Origin of the sequence: Pseudomonas sp. KU43P (assembly GCF_033095865.1) — a bacterium.
GTDB lineage: Bacteria > Pseudomonadota > Gammaproteobacteria > Pseudomonadales > Pseudomonadaceae > Aquipseudomonas.
In genome coordinates, this window is the sequence record NZ_AP019365.1 from 1,930,694 (window position 1) to 1,949,948 (window position 19,255).

Annotated in this window: 16 protein-coding genes; 14 read left to right on the top strand and 2 right to left on the bottom strand. The window is 60.6% G+C overall.

The genetic code is table 11. The annotated features are described in order from the left end of the window. Nucleotides 1-52: 52 nt before the first annotated feature. Nucleotides 53-1,342, bottom strand: coding sequence for a citrate synthase (gene gltA / locus KU43P_RS08750; RefSeq protein WP_054884059.1), 1,290 nt, complete (start codon nucleotides 1,340-1,342; stop codon nucleotides 53-55). Between the two features lie 352 nt (nucleotides 1,343-1,694). Between gltA and sdhC the strand changes: the two genes are divergently transcribed. From sdhC to KU43P_RS08805, 11 genes are all read left to right on the top strand, one after another. Beyond that, nucleotides 1,695-2,081 carry a succinate dehydrogenase, cytochrome b556 subunit gene (sdhC, locus tag KU43P_RS08755; RefSeq protein ID WP_012315350.1) on the top strand — a complete coding sequence of 129 codons (387 nt, stop codon included), beginning with the start codon at nucleotides 1,695-1,697 and terminating at the stop codon, nucleotides 2,079-2,081. Beyond that, nucleotides 2,075-2,443, top strand: coding sequence for a succinate dehydrogenase, hydrophobic membrane anchor protein (gene sdhD / locus KU43P_RS08760; protein WP_008091903.1), 369 nt, complete (start codon nucleotides 2,075-2,077; stop codon nucleotides 2,441-2,443). The genes sdhC and sdhD overlap by 7 nt, the downstream gene beginning before the upstream one ends. A gap of 3 nt (nucleotides 2,444-2,446) precedes the next feature. Next, nucleotides 2,447-4,219 (top strand): succinate dehydrogenase flavoprotein subunit, encoded by a 1,773-nt coding sequence (gene sdhA / locus KU43P_RS08765; RefSeq protein WP_016393098.1) that lies wholly within the window; start codon nucleotides 2,447-2,449, stop codon nucleotides 4,217-4,219. Between the two features lie 11 nt (nucleotides 4,220-4,230). Further along, complete coding sequence (locus tag KU43P_RS08770) at nucleotides 4,231-4,935, top strand: succinate dehydrogenase iron-sulfur subunit (protein WP_012315348.1); 705 nt, start codon at nucleotides 4,231-4,233, stop codon at nucleotides 4,933-4,935. Between the two features lie 246 nt (nucleotides 4,936-5,181). Further along, nucleotides 5,182-8,013, top strand: coding sequence for a 2-oxoglutarate dehydrogenase E1 component (locus KU43P_RS08775; protein ID WP_317662340.1), 2,832 nt, complete (start codon nucleotides 5,182-5,184; stop codon nucleotides 8,011-8,013). Between the two features lie 42 nt (nucleotides 8,014-8,055). Further along, complete coding sequence (odhB, locus tag KU43P_RS08780; RefSeq protein WP_317662342.1) at nucleotides 8,056-9,279, top strand: 2-oxoglutarate dehydrogenase complex dihydrolipoyllysine-residue succinyltransferase; 1,224 nt, start codon at nucleotides 8,056-8,058, stop codon at nucleotides 9,277-9,279. A gap of 93 nt (nucleotides 9,280-9,372) precedes the next feature. Beyond that, the gene (gene lpdA / locus KU43P_RS08785) at nucleotides 9,373-10,809 is read left to right on the top strand and encodes a dihydrolipoyl dehydrogenase (RefSeq protein ID WP_317662344.1); all 1,437 of its coding nucleotides are present in this window, start codon (nucleotides 9,373-9,375) and stop codon (nucleotides 10,807-10,809) included. Between the two features lie 172 nt (nucleotides 10,810-10,981). Continuing rightward, complete coding sequence (gene sucC, locus KU43P_RS08790; protein WP_011534748.1) at nucleotides 10,982-12,148, top strand: ADP-forming succinate--CoA ligase subunit beta; 1,167 nt, start codon at nucleotides 10,982-10,984, stop codon at nucleotides 12,146-12,148. Further along, a complete protein-coding gene (sucD, locus tag KU43P_RS08795) occupies nucleotides 12,148-13,032 on the top strand; it encodes a succinate--CoA ligase subunit alpha (protein ID WP_003254203.1) in 885 nt (294 codons plus the stop codon). Before sucC ends, sucD begins: the two co-directional genes overlap by 1 nt. Before the next feature lie 433 nt (nucleotides 13,033-13,465). Next, complete coding sequence (gene brnQ / locus KU43P_RS08800; protein WP_317662347.1) at nucleotides 13,466-14,779, top strand: branched-chain amino acid transport system II carrier protein; 1,314 nt, start codon at nucleotides 13,466-13,468, stop codon at nucleotides 14,777-14,779. A 295-nt stretch (nucleotides 14,780-15,074) separates the two neighbouring features. Further along, nucleotides 15,075-15,821: a DUF599 domain-containing protein gene (locus KU43P_RS08805; protein WP_317662348.1), complete on the top strand. Its 747-nt coding sequence runs from the start codon at nucleotides 15,075-15,077 to the stop codon at nucleotides 15,819-15,821. Nucleotides 15,822-15,888: 67 nt separating this feature from the next. Here KU43P_RS08805 and KU43P_RS08810 read toward each other — a convergent pair whose 3' ends face one another. Next, nucleotides 15,889-16,164, bottom strand: coding sequence for a hypothetical protein (locus tag KU43P_RS08810; RefSeq protein ID WP_016393105.1), 276 nt, complete (start codon nucleotides 16,162-16,164; stop codon nucleotides 15,889-15,891). Between the two features lie 152 nt (nucleotides 16,165-16,316). Here KU43P_RS08810 and KU43P_RS08815 point away from each other — a divergent pair, with 152 nt between their 5' ends. The 3 genes from KU43P_RS08815 to htpG all read left to right on the top strand — a co-directional run bounded on the left by KU43P_RS08815 (nucleotide 16,317) and on the right by htpG (nucleotide 19,247). After that, complete coding sequence (locus KU43P_RS08815; RefSeq protein WP_317662350.1) at nucleotides 16,317-16,793, top strand: PaaI family thioesterase; 477 nt, start codon at nucleotides 16,317-16,319, stop codon at nucleotides 16,791-16,793. Next, complete coding sequence (locus KU43P_RS08820; RefSeq protein WP_317662351.1) at nucleotides 16,790-17,272, top strand: PaaI family thioesterase; 483 nt, start codon at nucleotides 16,790-16,792, stop codon at nucleotides 17,270-17,272. The genes KU43P_RS08815 and KU43P_RS08820 overlap by 4 nt, the downstream gene beginning before the upstream one ends. A gap of 70 nt (nucleotides 17,273-17,342) precedes the next feature. Beyond that, a complete protein-coding gene (htpG, locus tag KU43P_RS08825; protein WP_317662353.1) occupies nucleotides 17,343-19,247 on the top strand; it encodes a molecular chaperone HtpG in 1,905 nt (634 codons plus the stop codon). Nucleotides 19,248-19,255 lie beyond the last annotated feature (8 nt).

The following is a 19,255-nucleotide window of genomic DNA, read 5'->3' on the forward strand; positions in this document are numbered from 1 at the left end:
GCAACAAAAAAGGCTGCCCGAGGGCAGCCTTTTTGCGTTCGGCTCAGGGAGCTTACTTGCGGTCTTTCAGTTCAACGATGTCGCGCTGCAGCTCACCGGTGTACAACTGGCGCGGACGGCCGATCTTGTACGGGCTGGAGAGCATTTCCTTCCAGTGCGAGATCCAGCCCACGGTACGGGCCAGGGCGAAGATCACGGTGAACATGCTGGTTGGAATGCCGATCGCCTTGAGGATGATCCCCGAGTAGAAGTCGACGTTCGGGTACAGCGAGCGCTCGATGAAGTAAGGATCGGTCAGGGCGATCTCTTCCAGGCGCATGGCCAGTTCGAGCTGCGGGTCGTTTTTGATGCCCAGCTCGCCGAGCACTTCGTCGCAGGTCTTCTTCATCACGGTGGCGCGCGGGTCGCGGTTCTTGTACACGCGGTGACCGAAGCCCATCAGCTTGAACGGGTCGTTCTTGTCCTTGGCCTTGGCGATGTACTTGTCGATGTTCGAGACATCGCCAATTTCATCGAGCATGGTCAGTACGGCTTCGTTCGCACCGCCGTGGGCAGGGCCCCACAGTGCGGCGATACCGGCGGCGATACAGGCGAACGGGTTGGCACCCGAGGAGCCGGCCAGGCGCACGGTGGAAGTGGAGGCGTTCTGCTCATGGTCGGCGTGGAGGATGAAGATCCGGTCCATTGCCTTGGCCAGTACCGGGCTGATCGGTTTGATCTCGCACGGGGTGTTGAACATCATGTGCAGGAAGTTTTCCGCGTACGACAGGTCGTTGCGCGGGTACATCATCGGCTGGCCCATGGAGTACTTGTAAACCATCGCGGCCAGGGTCGGCATCTTGGCGACCAGGCGCACCGCGGAAATTTCGCGGTGTTGCGGGTTATTGATATCCAGGGAGTCGTGGTAGAACGCCGACAGGGCGCCGACCACGCCGCACATCACCGCCATCGGGTGAGCGTCGCGGCGGAAACCGTTGAAGAACGACTTCAGCTGCTCGTGAACCATGGTGTGGTTCTTCACGGTGCTGACGAACTGAGCCTTCTGCTCGGCATTGGGCAGTTCGCCGTTGAGCAGCAGGTAGCAGGTTTCCAGGTAGTCCGATTGCTCGGCGAGCTGTTCGATGGGGTAGCCGCGGTGCAGCAGTACGCCCTTGTCGCCGTCAATGTAGGTGATCTTCGACTCGCACGAGGCAGTCGCCATGAAACCAGGGTCGAAGGTGAAGTGACCAGTGGCCCCCAACCCGCGGACGTCGATTACATCAGGACCAACGGTGCCGGTTAAAATGGGCAGCTCGACGGGGGCAGCGCCCTCGATGACCAACTGCGCTTTTTTGTCAGCCATGTGGCCTCCTATTAATGCTTGAAATCATCAGACAGACCCCCCACGCAGGGCCCGCACCACTATAGAGAAGTAAATTCGAATGTCAATTTGCCTAAAGGCTGCTTGAAAGCGGGCTGCAGGCCTGATTTTTCACGAAATTCTCGCCCATTTACGCCTTTTGCTCGCTAAAGGCAATGCGCTATTTGGGCTACCCCCTCACGTTGTCATAAGCAGCCTAACTGTCTATACTCGGCACCCGACTCCCAGGGGCTTGCAAGCCCGAACTGCTGGGGGTCGCCGTTCCCTGGGTGGTGGGTACCTGACCAGTACACTTACCAACAACTTTGCCCTGATTCGCTAGGGGCTCTTCAGTGTGAAAAAAGCCGTGAAAAGCCAACGACCTGTAAACCTAGACCTAAGGACCATCAAGCTTCCTGTCACTGCGTACACGTCCATCCTGCACCGTATCTCCGGCGTCATCCTGTTCCTCGGCCTTGCCATCATGCTTTATGCACTGGGCAAGTCGCTGGGCTCCGAGGAAGGCTTCGGCGAGGTGAAGGCGTGTCTGACCAGCCCGCTGGCCAAGTTCGTGACCTGGGGCCTGCTGTCCGCCCTGCTTTATCACCTCGTGGCAGGTGTACGCCACCTGATCATGGACATGGGCATCGGTGAGACGCTGGAAGGCGGCAAGCTGGGCTCGAAAATCGTGATTGTCATCTCCGTGGTGCTGATCGTTCTGGTGGGAGTTTGGGTATGGTAACCAATGTCACGAACCTGTCGCGTTCGGGCCTCTATGACTGGATGGCGCAGCGCGTATCGGCGGTCGTTCTCGCGGCTTACTTCATCTTCCTGATCGGCTACGTGGTCGCCCACCCAGGCATCGACTACACCCAGTGGCACGGTCTGTTCTCCAACAACGCGATGCGGATCTTCAGTCTGCTGGCCCTCGTTGCCCTGGGCGCTCACGCCTGGGTCGGCATGTGGACCATCGCCACCGACTACCTGACGCCGATGTCGTTCGGCAAGTCGGCGACTGCGATTCGTTTCCTGTTCCAGGCGGTATGCGGCGTTGCAATGTTCGCTTACTTCGTCTGGGGTGTGCAGATTCTCTGGGGTATCTGATCCATGGCTAGCATTCCTACTATTTCCTTCGACGCCATCATCATTGGTGGCGGCGGCGCCGGCATGCGCGCAGCGCTGCAGCTGGCTCAGGGTGGTCACAAGACTGCCGTGGTCACCAAGGTCTTCCCGACCCGTTCGCACACTGTATCCGCCCAGGGCGGCATCACCTGCGCCATCGCTTCGGCCGACCCGAACGACGACTGGCGCTGGCACATGTACGATACCGTCAAGGGTTCCGACTACATCGGTGACCAGGACGCTATCGAATACATGTGTCAGGAAGGCCCGGCTGCGGTCTTCGAGCTGGACCACATGGGCCTGCCGTTCTCGCGTACCGAAACCGGCCGTATCTACCAGCGTCCGTTCGGTGGCCAGTCCAAGGACTTCGGCAAGGGTGGCCAGGCTGCCCGTACCTGCGCCGCTTCCGACCGTACCGGCCACGCGCTGCTGCACACCCTGTATCAGGGCAACTTGAAAGCCGGCACCACCTTCCTCAATGAGTACTACGCAGTCGACCTGGTAAAGAACCAGGAAGGCGCCTTCGTCGGTGTGATCGCGATCTGCATCGAAACCGGCGAAACCATGTACATCAAGTCGAAGGCCACTGTTCTGGCCACTGGCGGTGCGGGCCGTATCTACGCCTCGACCACCAACGCCCTGATCAACACCGGTGACGGTATCGGCATGGCCCTGCGTGCAGGTGTACCGGTGCAGGACATCGAGATGTGGCAGTTCCACCCGACCGGTATCGCCGGCGCCGGTGTACTGGTGACCGAAGGTTGCCGCGGTGAAGGTGGCTACCTGATCAACGCCCACGGCGAGCGCTTCATGGAGCGTTACGCGCCAAACGCGAAAGACCTGGCCGGCCGCGACGTAGTCGCCCGTTCCATGGTCAAGGAAATCATCGCCGGCAACGGCGTGGGCCCGAACAAGGACCACGTACTGCTGAAGCTGGACCACCTGGGCGAGGAAGTGCTGCACAGCCGCCTGCCAGGTATCTGCGAACTGTCCAAGACCTTCGCCCACGTCGACCCGGTTGTCGCGCCGGTGCCGGTCGTTCCAACCTGCCACTACATGATGGGCGGCGTTGCCACCAACATCCATGGCCAGGCCATCACCATGGACGAAGAAGGCAAGGATCACATCATTCCTGGCCTGTTCGCCGTAGGTGAAGTGGCGTGCGTATCGGTTCACGGTGCCAACCGTCTGGGCGGCAACTCGCTGCTCGACCTGGTGGTGTTCGGCCGTGCTGCCGGCCTGCACCTGGAGAAGGCGCTGAGCGATGGCATCGAGCATCTCGACGCCAGCGACACCGATATCGATGTTGCCCTGAGCCGCCTGAACAAGCTCAACGAGCGTTCCACTGGCGAAGACGTTGCCAGCCTCAAGCGCGAGCTGCAGAGCTGCATGCAGAACTACTTCGGTGTATTCCGTACCGGTGAATACATGCTGAAGGGTATCGAGCAGCTGGCTGGCCTGCGCGAGCGTATCGCCAACGTCAAGATCAACGACAAGTCCCAGGCCTTCAACACCGCGCGTATCGAAGCGCTGGAGCTGCAGAACCTGCTGGAAGTTGCCGAAGCGACCGCCATTGCGGCCGAAGCCCGTAAAGAGTCCCGCGGCGCTCACGCCCGTGAAGACTTCGAAGACCGTGACGACGAGAACTGGCTGTGCCACACCCTGTACTACCCGGGTGAGAAGCGCGTTGCCAAGCGTGGCGTCAACTTTGCGCCGAAGACTGTTCCAGCCTTCGAACCAAAAGTCCGGACTTACTAAGGGTGGCTGCTATGTTGAAAGTCGAAGTTTATCGTTACAACCCGGACACCGACTCGGCGCCCAAGATGGAGTCGTTCGACGTCGATACCGGCGGCAAGGACCTGATGGTTCTGGATGTGTTGGCGCTGATCAAGGAAAAGGACGAGGGCTTCTCGTACCGTCGCTCCTGCCGTGAAGGCGTTTGCGGTTCCGATGGCATGAACATGAACGGCAAGAACGGCCTGGCCTGCATCACCCCGCTGTCGGGCGTGGTCAAGGGCAACAAGCTGGTATTGCGCCCGCTGCCGGGCCTGCCGGTCATTCGTGACCTGGTCGTCGACATGAGCATCTTCTACAAGCAGTACGAGAAGGTGAAGCCATTCCTGCAGAACGATACGCCGGCTCCGGCTATCGAGCGTCTGCAGTCGCCGGAAGATCGCGACAAGCTGGACGGCCTGTACGAGTGCATCCTGTGCGCCTGCTGCTCGACCTCCTGCCCGTCGTTCTGGTGGAACCCGGACAAGTTCCTGGGCCCCGCTGCCCTGCTGCAGGCCTATCGCTTCCTGGCCGACAGCCGTGACACCAAGACCCAGGAGCGCCTGGCGTCCCTGGACGACCCGTTCAGCGTATTCCGCTGCCGCGGGATCATGAACTGCGTGAACGTTTGCCCGAAGGGTCTGAACCCGACCAAGGCAATCGGCCACGTACGTAACATGCTGCTGCAAAGCGGCACCTGATTCAAAGCGTTGTAACTGCAGTAAGCCGAGGTGCGGGTGGTGAGCCCGCACTGAGGTAAAACCTGAGCAAGGGCCTACAAAGCCCGCGCTCGATACCTATGAAGATATGAGACCAGCAGGGGCTTTCCGGGCTGGTACCCGGAAAATCAGCAGGATCCAAGTGGCGTGGTTCAGTCGCTGTGTTCGGACTTTTCCAGGTTTGCTGTGGCTCTCGCCGATCAGTCCCCTAACCGAGGGTGACCAAGCATGCAAGAAAGCGTGATGCAGCGCATGTGGGAAAGCGCCCACCTTTCAGGTGGTAACGCTGCATATGTGGAAGAGCTCTACGAGCTCTACCTGCACGACCCTAACGCTGTGCCAGAAGAGTGGCGCACTTACTTCCAGAAGTTGCCTGCTGATGGCAGCACCGCTACCGATGTATCGCACTCGACGATCCGCGACCATTTCGTACTGCTGGCAAAGAACCAGCGCCGCGCCCAACCGGTATCCGCCGGGAGCGTGAGCACAGAACACGAGAAGAAGCAGGTTGAAGTTCTGCGACTGATCCAGGCCTATCGTATGCGCGGCCATCAGGCTGCCAAGCTCGACCCGTTGGGGTTGTGGCAGCGCCCTGCGCCCGTAGACCTGTCGATCAATCACTACGGCTTGACCAATGCCGATCTTGATACGACCTTCCGTGCCGGCGACCTGTTCATCGGCAAAGAGGAAGCGAGCCTACGCGACATCTTCGAGGCGCTCCAGAAGACATATTGTCGCACCATTGGTGCCGAGTTCACCCACATCACCGATTCCGAGCAGCGCAGCTGGTTCCAGCAGCGCCTGGAAAGCGTGCGCGGCCGTCCGGAGTTTTCCGCCGACGTGCAGGCCCACCTGCTCGAGCGCGTGACTGCCGGTGAAGGCCTTGAGAAGTACCTGGGCACCAAGTACCCGGGCACCAAGCGCTTCGGCCTGGAGGGTGGCGAAAGCCTGATCCCGATGCTGGACGAGATGATCCAGCGCTCCGGCTCCTACGGCACCAAGGAAGTCGTCATCGGCATGGCCCACCGCGGCCGTCTGAACGTGCTGGTGAATACCTTCGGCAAGAACCCGCGCGAGCTGTTCGACGAGTTCGAAGGCAAGAAGATGAACGAGCTGGGCTCCGGTGACGTGAAGTATCACCAGGGCTTCTCCTCGAACGTGATGACGCCGGGTGGCGAAGTTCACCTGGCTATGGCGTTCAACCCGTCCCACCTGGAAATCGTCTCGCCAGTGGTGGAAGGTTCGGTGCGCGCCCGTCAGGACCGTCGCAACGACACCGTCGGTGACAAGGTTCTGCCGATCTCGATCCACGGCGACGCTGCATTCGCCGGCCAGGGCGTGGTCATGGAAACCTTCCAGATGTCGCAGACCCGCGGTTTCAAGACCGGCGGTACCGTGCACATCGTGATCAACAACCAGGTTGGTTTCACCATCAGCAACCCGCTGGACTCGCGTTCCACCGAGTACGCTACCGACGTCGCCAAGATGATCCAGGCGCCGATCCTGCACGTGAACGGTGACGATCCGGAAGCGGTGCTGTTCGTGACTCAGCTGGCCATCGATTACCGCATGCAGTTCAAGCGTGACGTGGTCATCGACCTGGTCTGCTACCGTCGCCGCGGCCACAACGAGGCCGACGAGCCGAACGGCACCCAGCCGCTGATGTACCAGCAGATCAGCAAGCAGCGCACCACCCGTGAGCTGTACGCCGAAGCGCTGATCCAGGCCGGTCGCATCGACGCCGAGCGTGCCCAGGCCAAGATCGACGAGTACCGCAACGCGCTGGACAACGGCCTGCACGTTGTGAAGAGCCTGGTCAAGGAGCCGAACCGCGAGCTGTTCGTCGACTGGCGTCCATACCTGGGTCATGCCTGGACCGCGCGCCACGACACCCGCTTCGACCTCAAGACCCTGCAGGAACTGTCGGCCAAGCTGCTGGAACTGCCAGAAGGCTTCGTCGTTCAGCGTCAGGTATCGAAGATCTACGAAGATCGCCAGAAGATGCAAGCCGGTGGCCTGCCGATCAACTGGGGTTATGCAGAGACCATGGCCTACGCCACCCTGCAGTTCGAGGGTCACCCGATCCGCATGACCGGCCAGGACATCGGCCGTGGCACCTTCTCGCACCGCCATGCGGTGTTGCACAACCAGAAGGACGCCACCACCTACGTGCCGCTGCAGAACCTGTTCCCGGGCCAGCCGAAGTTCGAACTGTACGACTCCTTCCTGTCGGAAGAAGCGGTACTGGCCTTCGAATACGGCTACTCGACCACCACGCCGAACGCGCTGGTGATCTGGGAAGCCCAGTTCGGCGACTTCGCCAACGGTGCGCAAGTGGTGATCGACCAGTTCATCACCAGCGGCGAGCACAAGTGGGGCCGTCTGTGCGGTCTGACCATGCTGCTGCCACACGGCTATGAAGGGCAGGGGCCGGAGCACTCCTCCGCGCGTCTGGAGCGTTACCTGCAGCTGTGCGCCGAGCACAATATCCAGGTCTGCGTACCGACCACCCCGGCACAGATCTACCACCTGCTGCGTCGTCAGGTCATCCGTCCGCTGCGCAAGCCGCTGATCGTCCTGACGCCGAAGTCGCTGCTGCGCCACAAGCTGGCCATCTCGACTCTGGAAGACCTGGCAGAAGGTTCGTTCCAGACCGTGATCCCGGAAGTCGACGCAATCGACCCGGCAAAGGTCGAGCGCCTGGTCCTGTGCAGCGGCAAGGTCTACTACGACCTGCTGGAAAAACGCCGTGCCGAAGGCCGCGAAGACATCGCGATCCTGCGTATCGAGCAACTGTATCCGTTCCCTGAGGACGATCTGGTCGAAATCCTGGCGCAGTACACCAACCTCAAGCATGCGGTCTGGTGTCAGGAAGAGCCGATGAACCAGGGCGCCTGGTACAGCAGCCAGCACCACATGCGCCGTATTCTGGGCCGCCACAACAAGGCACTGGTCCTCGAATACGCCGGCCGCGACGCGTCTGCCGCGCCAGCTTGTGGTTACGCTTCGAAGCACGCCGAACAGCAGGAAAAACTGCTGCAAGACGCCTTCACTGTCTAACGCCTTCGCGCACCTGAAACCGAATTTAAGGAAACACTGATAATGGCTATCGAGATCAAAGCCCCAACCTTCCCGGAATCGGTCGCCGACGGCACCGTTGCCACCTGGCACAAGAAGCCTGGCGAAGCCGTCAAGCGTGACGAGCTGATCGTCGACATCGAGACCGACAAGGTCGTTCTGGAAGTGCTGGCTACCGCCGATGGCGTGCTGGGCGACATCGTCAAGGGCGAGGGCGACACCGTCCTGTCCGACGAAGTTCTGGGTTCGATCGTTGAAGGTGGCGCTGCTGCCGCTGCGCCAGCTGCTGCCCCGGCCGCTGCTGCTCCGGCTGCCGCTGCCGCCGACGCTGGCGAGGACGACCCGGTCGCCGCTCCAGCCGCGCGCAAACTGGCTGAAGAGAACGGCATCGACCTGGCTACCGTTGCCGGCACCGGCAAAGGCGGTCGCGTGACCAAGGAAGATGTGGTTGCCGCCGTTGCCAACAAGAAGTCGGCACCTGCCGCCGCTCCGGCTGCCAAGCCTGCCGCTGCCGCCGCTGCCCCGGTTGTGACCGCTGCTGGCGACCGCACCGAGAAGCGCGTACCGATGACCCGCCTGCGCGCCAAGATCGCCGAGCGTCTGGTCGAAGCCCAGTCGAACATGGCGATGCTGACCACCTTCAACGAAGTCGACATGACCGAAGTCATGGCCCTGCGTTCGAAGTACAAGGACCTGTTCGAGAAGACCCACAACGGCGTACGCCTGGGCTTCATGTCGTTCTTCGTCAAGGCCGCCACCGAAGCGCTGAAGCGTTTCCCGGCAGTCAACGCCTCGATCGACGGCAACGACATCGTCTACCACGGCTATGCCGACGTCGGCGTTGCCGTGTCGAGCGACCGTGGCCTGGTGGTTCCGGTTCTGCGTAACGCCGAGTCGATGAGCCTGGCTGAAATCGAGAACGGCATCGCCACCTTCGGCAAGAAGGCCCGTGACGGCAAGCTGGCCATCGAAGAGATGACCGGCGGCACCTTCACCATCACCAACGGTGGTACTTTCGGTTCGATGATGTCGACCCCGATCGTCAACCCGCCGCAGGCTGCCATCCTCGGCATGCACAACATCATCCAGCGTCCGATGGCCATCAACGGCCAAGTGGTAATCCGCCCGATGATGTACCTGGCGCTGTCGTACGATCACCGTCTGATCGACGGCAAGGAAGCGGTAACCTTCCTGGTCACCATCAAGAACCTGCTGGAAGATCCGTCTCGCCTGCTGCTGGACATCTAACCCTCTGGCTGCGTACCGTTCGGCCCCTGCCTTCGAAAGAAGCGGGGCCGCGCGGTTCGCGGCTTGTAGCTTGTAGCTGATAAGGAATCTTTTATGACCCAGAAATTCGACGTAGTGGTGATTGGTGCAGGTCCTGGCGGCTATGTGGCTGCCATCAAGGCTGCCCAACTCGGTCTGAAGACTGCCTGTATCGAGAAGTACACCGACGCCGAGGGCAAGCTGGCCCTGGGCGGTACCTGCCTGAACGTAGGCTGCATTCCATCCAAGGCGCTGCTGGACAGCTCCTGGAAGTACAAGGAAGCCAAAGAGAGCTTCAACGTCCACGGTATCTCCACTGGCGAAGTGAAGATGGACGTGGCCGCGATGGTTGGCCGCAAGGCCGGCATCGTCAAGAACCTGACCGGCGGCGTTGCCACCCTGTTCAAGGCCAACGGCGTCACTTCGATCCAGGGCCACGGCAAACTGCTGGCTGGCAAGAAAGTCGAAGTCACCAAGGCTGACGGCACCACCGAAGTCATCGAAGCCGAGAACGTGATCCTGGCTTCCGGCTCCCGTCCGATCGACATTCCGCCGGCTCCGGTCGACCAGAATGTCATCGTCGACTCCACCGGCGCCCTGGAATTCCAATCGGTACCCAAGCGCCTGGGCGTGATCGGCGCTGGCGTGATCGGCCTGGAGCTGGGCTCGGTATGGGCTCGCCTGGGTGCTGAAGTCACCGTCCTGGAAGCCCTGGACACCTTCCTGATGGCTGCCGACACTGCCGTGTCGAAAGAAGCCCAGAAGACCCTGACCAAGCAAGGCCTGGACATCAAGCTGGGCGCTCGCGTGACCGGTTCGAAAGTCAACGGCAACGAAGTCGAAGTGACTTACACCAATGCCGAAGGCGAGCAGAAGATCACCTTCGACAAGCTGATCGTTGCGGTCGGCCGTCGCCCGGTGACCACCGACCTGCTGGCCTCGGACAGCGGTGTGACCATCGACGAGCGTGGCTACATCTTCGTCGACGATCACTGCGCTACCAGCGTTCCAGGCGTGTACGCCATCGGTGACGTGGTGCGTGGCATGATGCTGGCACACAAGGCCTCGGAAGAGGGCATCATGGTCGTCGAGCGCATCAAGGGCCATAAAGCCCAGATGAATTACGACCTGATCCCGTCGGTTATCTACACCCACCCGGAAATCGCGTGGGTCGGCAAGACCGAACAAGCCTTGAAGGCCGAGGGTGTTGAGGTTAACGTAGGCACCTTCCCGTTCGCGGCCAGCGGCCGTGCGATGGCTGCCAACGACACCGGTGGTTTCGTCAAGGTCATCGCCGATGCCAAGACCGACCGCGTTCTGGGTGTGCACGTGATTGGCCCATCGGCTGCCGAGCTGGTGCAGCAGGGCGCAATCGCAATGGAATTCGGCACCAGTGCCGAGGATCTGGGCATGATGGTCTTCAGCCATCCAACCCTGTCCGAAGCGCTGCATGAAGCAGCGCTGGCTGTGAATGGCGGCGCCATTCACGTGGCCAACCGTAAGAAGCGTTAATTATAAGAAACCACGGCGGGCTGCCCGTCGTGAGTCTTGCGTGCATGACTCACCGCGGAACGTCCGCCGGATCGAACTACACGGGAAAACCCGGGGTTAACGGTCACAGGTGGTGCGGCGCCAGCAATGGCGCAGCGCCGAAGCGCAGTACCTAACGAAGACGGTAAAAAGCATGAATCTTCACGAGTATCAGGGTAAGCAGCTGTTCGCTGAATACGGCCTGCCAGTTTCCAAGGGTTTCGCAGTCGATACCCCTGAGCAAGCTGCAGAAGCCTGCGACAAGATCGGTGGTTCCGAGTGGGTTGTTAAGGCCCAGGTTCACGCCGGTGGTCGCGGTAAGGCGGGCGGCGTCAAGCTGGTTCGCAGCAAGGAAGACGCCAAGGCGTTCGCTGCACAGTGGTTGGGCAAGAATCTGGTCACCTACCAGACCGATGCCAACGGTCAACCCGTCTCCAAGATTCTGGTCGAATCCTGCACTGACATCGCCAAAGAGCTGTACCTGGGCGCTGTCGTAGATCGTTCGAGCCGCCGTATCGTGTTCATGGCCTCCACCGAAGGTGGCGTGGACATCGAGAAAGTCGCTCACGAAACGCCTGAGAAGATCCTCAAGGCCACCATCGACCCGCTGGTCGGCGCTCAGCCGTTCCAGGGTCGCGAGCTGGCATTCCAGCTGGGCCTGGAAGGCAAGCAAGTTCAACAGTTCGCCAAGATCTTCGTTGGCCTGGCCAAGCTGTTCAAGGATCACGACCTGGCGCTGCTGGAAGTGAACCCGCTGGTCATCAAGGCCGACGGCGACCTGCACTGCCTCGATGCCAAGATCAACATCGACGCCAACGCCATGTACCGTCAGCCCAAGCTGAAGACCTTCCACGACCCGTCCCAGGACGACGCCCGTGAAGCCCACGCCGCCAAGTTCGAACTGAACTACGTTGCCCTCGAAGGCAACATCGGCTGCATGGTCAACGGTGCCGGCCTGGCCATGGGTACCATGGACATCGTCAACCTGCACGGCGGCAAGCCAGCCAACTTCCTCGACGTAGGCGGCGGCGCTACCAAAGAGCGCGTTACCGAAGCGTTCAAGATCATTCTGTCCGACAGCAATGTCGCGGCCGTTCTGGTCAACATCTTCGGCGGCATCGTTCGCTGCGACATGATTGCCGAAGGCATCATCGGTGCAGTGAAAGAAGTCGGCGTCAAAGTACCGGTCGTCGTTCGCCTTGAAGGCAACAACGCCGAACTGGGCGCTAAAGTACTGGCAGAAAGCGGTTTGAACATCATTGCGGCAACCAGCCTGACCGACGCTGCTCAACAAGTTGTCAAAGCTGCGGAGGGCAAGTAATGAGCGTCCTGATCAATAAAGACACCAAAGTCATCTGCCAGGGCTTCACCGGCTCGCAGGGTACTTTCCACTCCGAACAAGCCATCGCCTACGGCACCAAGATGGTCGGCGGCGTAACCCCAGGCAAGGGTGGCACCACCCACCTGGGCCTGCCGGTGTTCAACACCGTCAAGGAAGCCGTGGAAGCTACCGGCGCTGACGCTTCGGTCATCTACGTTCCGGCTCCGTTCTGCAAAGACTCGATCCTGGAAGCGGCCTTCGGCGGCATCAAGCTGATCGTCTGCATCACCGAAGGCATTCCTACCCTGGACATGCTGGACGCCAAGGTCAAGTGCGACGAGCTGGGCGTGACCCTGATCGGCCCTAACTGCCCAGGCGTCATCACTCCGGGCGAGTGCAAGATCGGCATCATGCCAGGCCACATTCACCTGCCAGGCAAGGTCGGTATCGTTTCCCGTTCCGGCACCCTGACCTATGAAGCTGTGAAGCAGACCACCGACGCCGGCTTCGGCCAGTCGACCTGCGTCGGCATCGGCGGTGACCCGATCCCAGGCTCTAACTTCATCGATATCCTGAAGCTGTTCCAGGAAGATCCGAAGACCGAAGCGATCGTGATGATCGGTGAGATCGGCGGTTCGGCTGAAGAAGAAGCTGCGGCCTACATCAAGGCCCACGTGACCAAGCCGGTCGTTTCCTACATCGCCGGTGTTACCGCACCTGCGGGTAAGCGCATGGGCCACGCTGGCGCCATCATCTCCGGCGGCAAGGGCACTGCGGACGAGAAGTTCGCTGCCCTGCAGGACGCGGGTGTGAAAACCGTGCGTTCCCTGGCTGACATCGGCAAGGCCCTGGCCGAGCTGACTGGCTGGGAAGCCAAGAAGTAAGTAGCACGTAATACCCCCACGCGCACAAAGGCCACCTTCGGGTGGCCTTTGTCGTTTCTGAGGTTTGTATTGCCTGTACTGGCCCCATCGCTGGCAAGCCGGCTCCCACCGTCACACCACATGTCATAAAGGCTGTGTTGTACCTGTGGGAGCCGGCTTGCCGGCGATAGGGCCGACGAATGTTTCAATCCGAGGATAATTCCTACTGTTCGCGGTCAACCAGACGACAAACATGTACGCACATCGGACAAGCAGCACTGTGCCAGTGCGTTTGCTGGGTAAAACGGTTAATCTACGCGTTCACTCTGTGCCCGTACCCCAAAAGGGAACGACACGCTAAACGGGTCTGGCCTATCAAGCCGGGCAGCATTTCCCTCATCCATGGGGAAATCCCTTCTCGAATCCCGATTTCAGCAGTGTGGTACTACCCTAAATGAAAGTTTTAAAAGGCCAGGATATCCTGGCGCTTGGCTTTATGACGTTCGCGCTTTTCGTGGGCGCCGGCAATATCATCTTCCCGCCTATCGTCGGCCTGCAATCCGGCCCGCACGTGTGGATGGCAGCACTAGGCTTCCTGGTGACTGCGGTAGGCCTGCCAGTCATCACCGTGGTCGCGCTGGCCAAGGTCGGCGGCGGCATGGATGCGCTGAGCAGCCCGATCGGCAAGTTCTTCGGCGGCTTGCTGGCGGCCGTGTGCTACCTCTCGGTCGGCCCGCTGTTCGCGACCCCGCGTACCGCGACCGTGTCGTTCGAAGTGGGCGTGGCACCGCTGACCGGCGAAAGCCCGCTGGCGCTGTTCATCTACAGCCTGGTGTACTTCATCGTCGTGCTGGCAGTTTCCATGTATCCGGGCAAGCTGCTCGATACTGTGGGCCGCTTCCTCGCGCCATTGAAGATCATCGCCCTGGCCGTGCTCGGCATCGCCGCCTTCGCACTGCCGGCCGGGACCATTGGTGAAGCGCAGCCGGCCTATGCCGCCGCCGCGTTCTCCAAGGGCTTCTCCGATGGCTACCTGACCATGGACACTTTGGGCGCCCTGGTCTTCGGTATCGTGATCGTCAACGCTATCCGCTCGCGCGGTGTCGAGTCGCCGAAGCTGATCACCCGCTACGCCATCATCGCCGGCCTGATTGCCGGTGTCGGCCTGGCGCTGGTGTACATCAGCCTGTTCCGCCTGGGTGCCGGCAGCCACGATATCGCTGCGGATGCCACCAATGGCGCGGCAGTACTTCACGCGTATGTGCAGCACACCTTCGGTTCGCTCGGCAGCGGGTTCCTGGCCGTGTTGATCGCCTTGGCTTGCCTGGTAACTGCAGTGGGCCTGACCTGTGCCTGCGCCGAATACTTCAGCCAGATCCTGCCGCTGTCGTACCGCGCTCTGGTGGTGATCCTGGCGGGCTTCTCGCTGCTGATCTCCAACCTGGGCCTGACCAAGCTGATCATGTTCTCGATCCCGGTGCTGACCGCCATCTACCCGCCGTGCATCGTGGTGGTGGGCTTGAGCTTCGTGAAGGACCTGTGGAATTCGCCGACCCGTATCCTGGCGCCAGTGATGCTGGTGTCGCTGGTATTCGGTATTGTCGACGCGATCAAGGGCAGCACCATCGCCCACGTGCTGCCAGACTTCATGGCGCACCTGCCGCTGAGCGATCAGGGCCTGGCCTGGCTGGTACCGTCGGTGGTAACGCTGGTTGGCGCCGTGGCCTGCGACCGCATGCTCGGCAAGCCGCGCGAAGCGCTGGCCTGATGTGTTGAAGCCTGGGGGCTGCACCGGCCACAAGCCACAGGGTGCGCGCCGCAGGTGAAGACCAGAAAACCCCGCATTCGCAAGGATGCGGGGTTTTTGTTTGTCTGCACCGGCCTCATCGCCGGCAAGCCGGCTCCCACAAAAAAAGCCACCACTGACCCTGTGGGAGCCGGCTTGCCGGCGATGAGGCCGGTGCAGGTAAAGCGTATTTTCAGCCAATCATGTGTCTTTACTGGCTTGCCGGCGTCGAAACCCGGTCCTTACCCTTTATGCACCTTGCCCTCGGGAAACCTGCATGAACTTCATCCAAAGCAACCTCCACAACCTGCTGGCCATCTGCTGGTTCGCGCTCTGCTGGGGTGGCTACACCCGTTATGCCATCTGGAAAGGGCGCGACACCGCGTGCCTGGCCAGCGTGCTGCACCTCTACCGCGAAGACTGGATGCGCCGGATGTTGCTGCGCGACAACCGTATTGCCGATGCCAGCGTGATCGGCAACCTCGAACGCAATGCATCGTTCTTCGCTTCCAGCACCCTGATCATCCTGGCCGGCATTCTCACCGTGCTGGGCGCATCGGACCGTGCACTGTCATTGCTGGCTGACCTGCCATTGGTGCAGCAGGCATCCCAGGGCATGTCGGAAATCAAGCTACTGTGCCTGGCAATGGTATTCGTCTATGCGTTCTTCACTTTCAGCTGGTGTATGCGTCAATACAACTTTGCAGCGGTGTTGGTGGGCTCTGCACCCATGATTGGCGAGCGCCTGGTCAATGAGCTGGAGCGCAAGGCCTTTGCCTCAAGAGCCGCACGGGTATTGTCGTTGGCGGCCAACCAGTTCAACTTCGGTCTGCGTTCTTATTATTTCGGCATGGCCATGCTCACCTGGTTCATCAGCCCGTGGTTGTTCATGGTCGTGAGTGTGGGGGTAGTGCTGATTCTGTATCGTCGCGAGTTCCATTCCGATGTGCTCGAGGTCATGGTATTCACGCCAACGGAGAGTGCACCCGGCGAGACAAGCAAGGAAACTACCGTCATTAACTGAAACGTTTAATCCAAAAGTGATGGATACAAAAAAACCCGACAATGTCGGGTTTTTTTGTACAGCTCGATTACTGCTTGGCAGGCTCGGCTGGCGCGGTTTCCGGAGCCGGAGTTGCCGGAGCGGCTTCTTCGGCTGCCTTCTTCTCGGCTTCGGCCTGATCTTTGGCGGCTTCGGCGTTTTCCTTAGCAGCGTCGTTCATTTTATCCTGAGCTTCGCCCATCTTCTCCTGGGCTTGCTCGGCGTGTTGCTGTGCGTCCTGGGCTTTGTCTTCGCTCGCTTTATCGCAAGCGGCCAGGCCCATGGCAGCGGCCAGCATCAGAGCAAAAGCAAAAGGTTTACGCATGGGGGTGTATCTCCTTGGTGGGATAAGTGACTTGTTCCTTCGAGTTCACGAGTCTGGAATAAGTTCCGCAGAGATTACAGATATATAACATCGTGTTCTATATAGACTTTTTATCCTTTTTATGAAGCGCGCAGGTAACAGGGAAAGAACCGATGAGCGACTCCAGCTTGATGGCCATGGCCGAACGATTCTTGTCGGCACTAAAACATTGCCAAGTGTTGCAAATGCGTGTGGACCATGCGGATGCCGAAGGCATGACACTGATGATGCCCTGGTCACCGACCATCGTCGGCAACCCGCAGACCGGTGCCGTGCATGGTGGTGCGCTGACCACACTGATGGACACCACTTGCGGCATGGCCACCTTGTGTGTGCTGCCGCGTTTCGAGGTCTGCCCGACCCTGGACCTGCGCATCGACTACATGCACCCGGCCGAGGCGGGCAAGGCAATTTACGGCCATGCGCAGTGCTACCGGGTTACCCGTGACGTCATCTTTACCCGCGGTACCGCCTACCAGGACGACCCGGACCAGCCGATCTGCCAGGTGGTGGGCACGTTCATGCGTCTGGGTCAGGAAATCAAAGGCGGCATTCGTTTCGGCAACAGCCTGAAGGAGGGCGGCGCATGATTCCCCAGGACGTCCGTCAGCGGCTGAACGCAGCCCATGCCGTGGGCGATTATGAACCCTTGCTGGCGCTGATCCCCTACGCGGCCCTGATCGGCATCACTTGCGAACGCCAGGGCGATGACCTGCTGTTTTGCCTGCCGGCCAATCAGGACAACATTGGCAACCCGTTGCTTCCGGCCATTCACGGGGGGGTCATCGCCGGCTTCATGGAGCTTTCGGCAGCGCTTTACCTGTTGATCTACAGCGAGAGCGCGAGCATTCCCAAAATCATCGATTTCTCCATCGACTACCTGCGCGCCGGCCATTATCGCGACACCTATGCCCAGTGCCAGCTCTGGCGCCAGGGGCGGCGAGTGACCAACGTGGCGATCACCGCCTGGCAGGCTGACCGGCAATCACCGATCGCCACGGCGCGTGCACATTTCAAGATCGAACCGGAAAAGCCCTTGAAATCATCAGGTCAGCCCCCATCTGAATGACATCCGCCGTCAACGCAGGCCAAATCGGCTGCCAGGCGCCAACTGCCATCAGATCGGAGTTTTGAAGACCATGAGTGTGGAAACACAAAAGGAAACCCTGGGCTTCCAGACCGAGGTGAAGCAACTGCTGCACCTCATGATTCATTCGCTGTACTCGAACAAGGAGATCTTCCTGCGTGAGCTGATCTCCAACGCCTCCGACGCGGCCGACAAGCTGCGTTTCGAAGCCCTGGCCAAGCCCGAGCTGTTCGAAGGCGATGCCGATCTGAAGATCCGCCTGAGCTTCGACAAGGACGCCGGCACCGTGACCCTCGAGGACAACGGCATCGGCATGAGCCGTGAAGACGTCATCGCTCACCTGGGTACCATCGCCAAGTCCGGCACCGCCGACTTCATGAAGAACCTCACCGGTGACCAGAAGAAGGACTCGCACCTGATCGGCCAATTCGGCGTGGGCTTCTACTCGGCCTTCATCGTGGCCGACAAGGTCGACGTCTTCAGCCGCCGCGCCGGCCAGCCGGCCGCCGAGGGCGTGCACTGGTCGTCCAAGGGTGAGGGTGAGTTCGAGGTCGCGACCATCGACAAACCTGAGCGTGGCACCCGTATCGTCCTGCACCTGAAGAAGGACGAGCAGGAATTCGCCGATGGCTGGCGCCTGCGCAACGTGGTCAAGAAGTACTCCGACCACATTGCCCTGCCGATCCAGCTGCCCAAGGAGCAGGCTGCCGCCGAAGGCGAGGAACAGCCGGCCCAGGAGTGGGAAACCGTCAACCGCGCCAGCGCCCTGTGGACCCGTCCGCGTACCGAGATCAAGGACGAGGAATACCAGGAGTTCTACAAGCACATCGGCCATGACTTCGAGAACCCGCTGGCCTGGAGCCACAACAAGGTCGAAGGCAAGCTCGAGTACAGCTCGCTGCTGTACGTGCCGGCCCGTGCGCCGTTCGACCTGTACCAGCGCGAAGCGCCACGCGGCCTGAAGCTGTATGTGCAGCGCGTGTTCATCATGGACCAGGCCGAGTCGTTCCTGCCGCTGTACCTGCGCTTCATCAAGGGCGTGGTCGACTCCAACGACCTGTCGCTGAACGTGTCCCGCGAGATTCTGCAGAAAGATCCGATCATCGATTCGATGAAGACCGCGCTGACCAAGCGCGTGCTGGACATGCTGGAAAAGCTGGCGAAGAACGAGCCGGAGCAATACAAGGGCTTCTGGAAGAACTTCGGCCAGGTGCTGAAGGAAGGCCCGGCCGAGGACTTCGCCAACAAAGAGAAGATCGCCGGCCTGCTGCGCTTTGCGTCCACTCACGACGACAGCGGCGAGCAGAGCGTTGCCCTGGCGGACTACCTGGCACGCGCCAAGGAAGGCCAGGACAAGATCTACTACCTCACCGGCGAGACCTACGCGCAGGTCAAGAACAGCCCGCACCTGGAAGTCTTCCGCAAGAAAGGCATCGAAGTGCTGCTGCTGACCGACCGCATCGACGAGTGGCTGATGAGCTACCTCAACGAATTCGACGGCAAGTCCTTCGTCGACGTCGCCCGTGGCGACCTGGACCTGGGCAAGCTGGACTCCGAAGAGGACAAGAAGGCCCAGGAAGAAGTCGCCAAGGAAAAAGAAGGCCTGGTCGAGCGCCTGAAGGGTGCCCTGGGTGACAGCGTTGCCGAAGTGCGTGTGTCGCACCGCCTGACCGATTCGCCGGCGATCCTCGCCATCGGCGAGCAGGACCTGGGCTTGCAGATGCGCCAGATCCTCGAGGCCAGTGGGCAGAAAGTGCCGGATTCGAAGCCGATCTTCGAATTCAACCCGACCCATCCGCTGATCGAGAAGCTCGACAACGAGCAGAGCGAAGACCGCTTCGCCGAACTCTCGCACATTCTCTTCGACCAGGCGGCCCTGGCGGCCGGCGACAGCTTGAAGGATCCGGCGGCTTACGTTCGTCGCCTGAACAAGCTGCTGGTCGAGCTGTCTGCTTGAGTTGATGC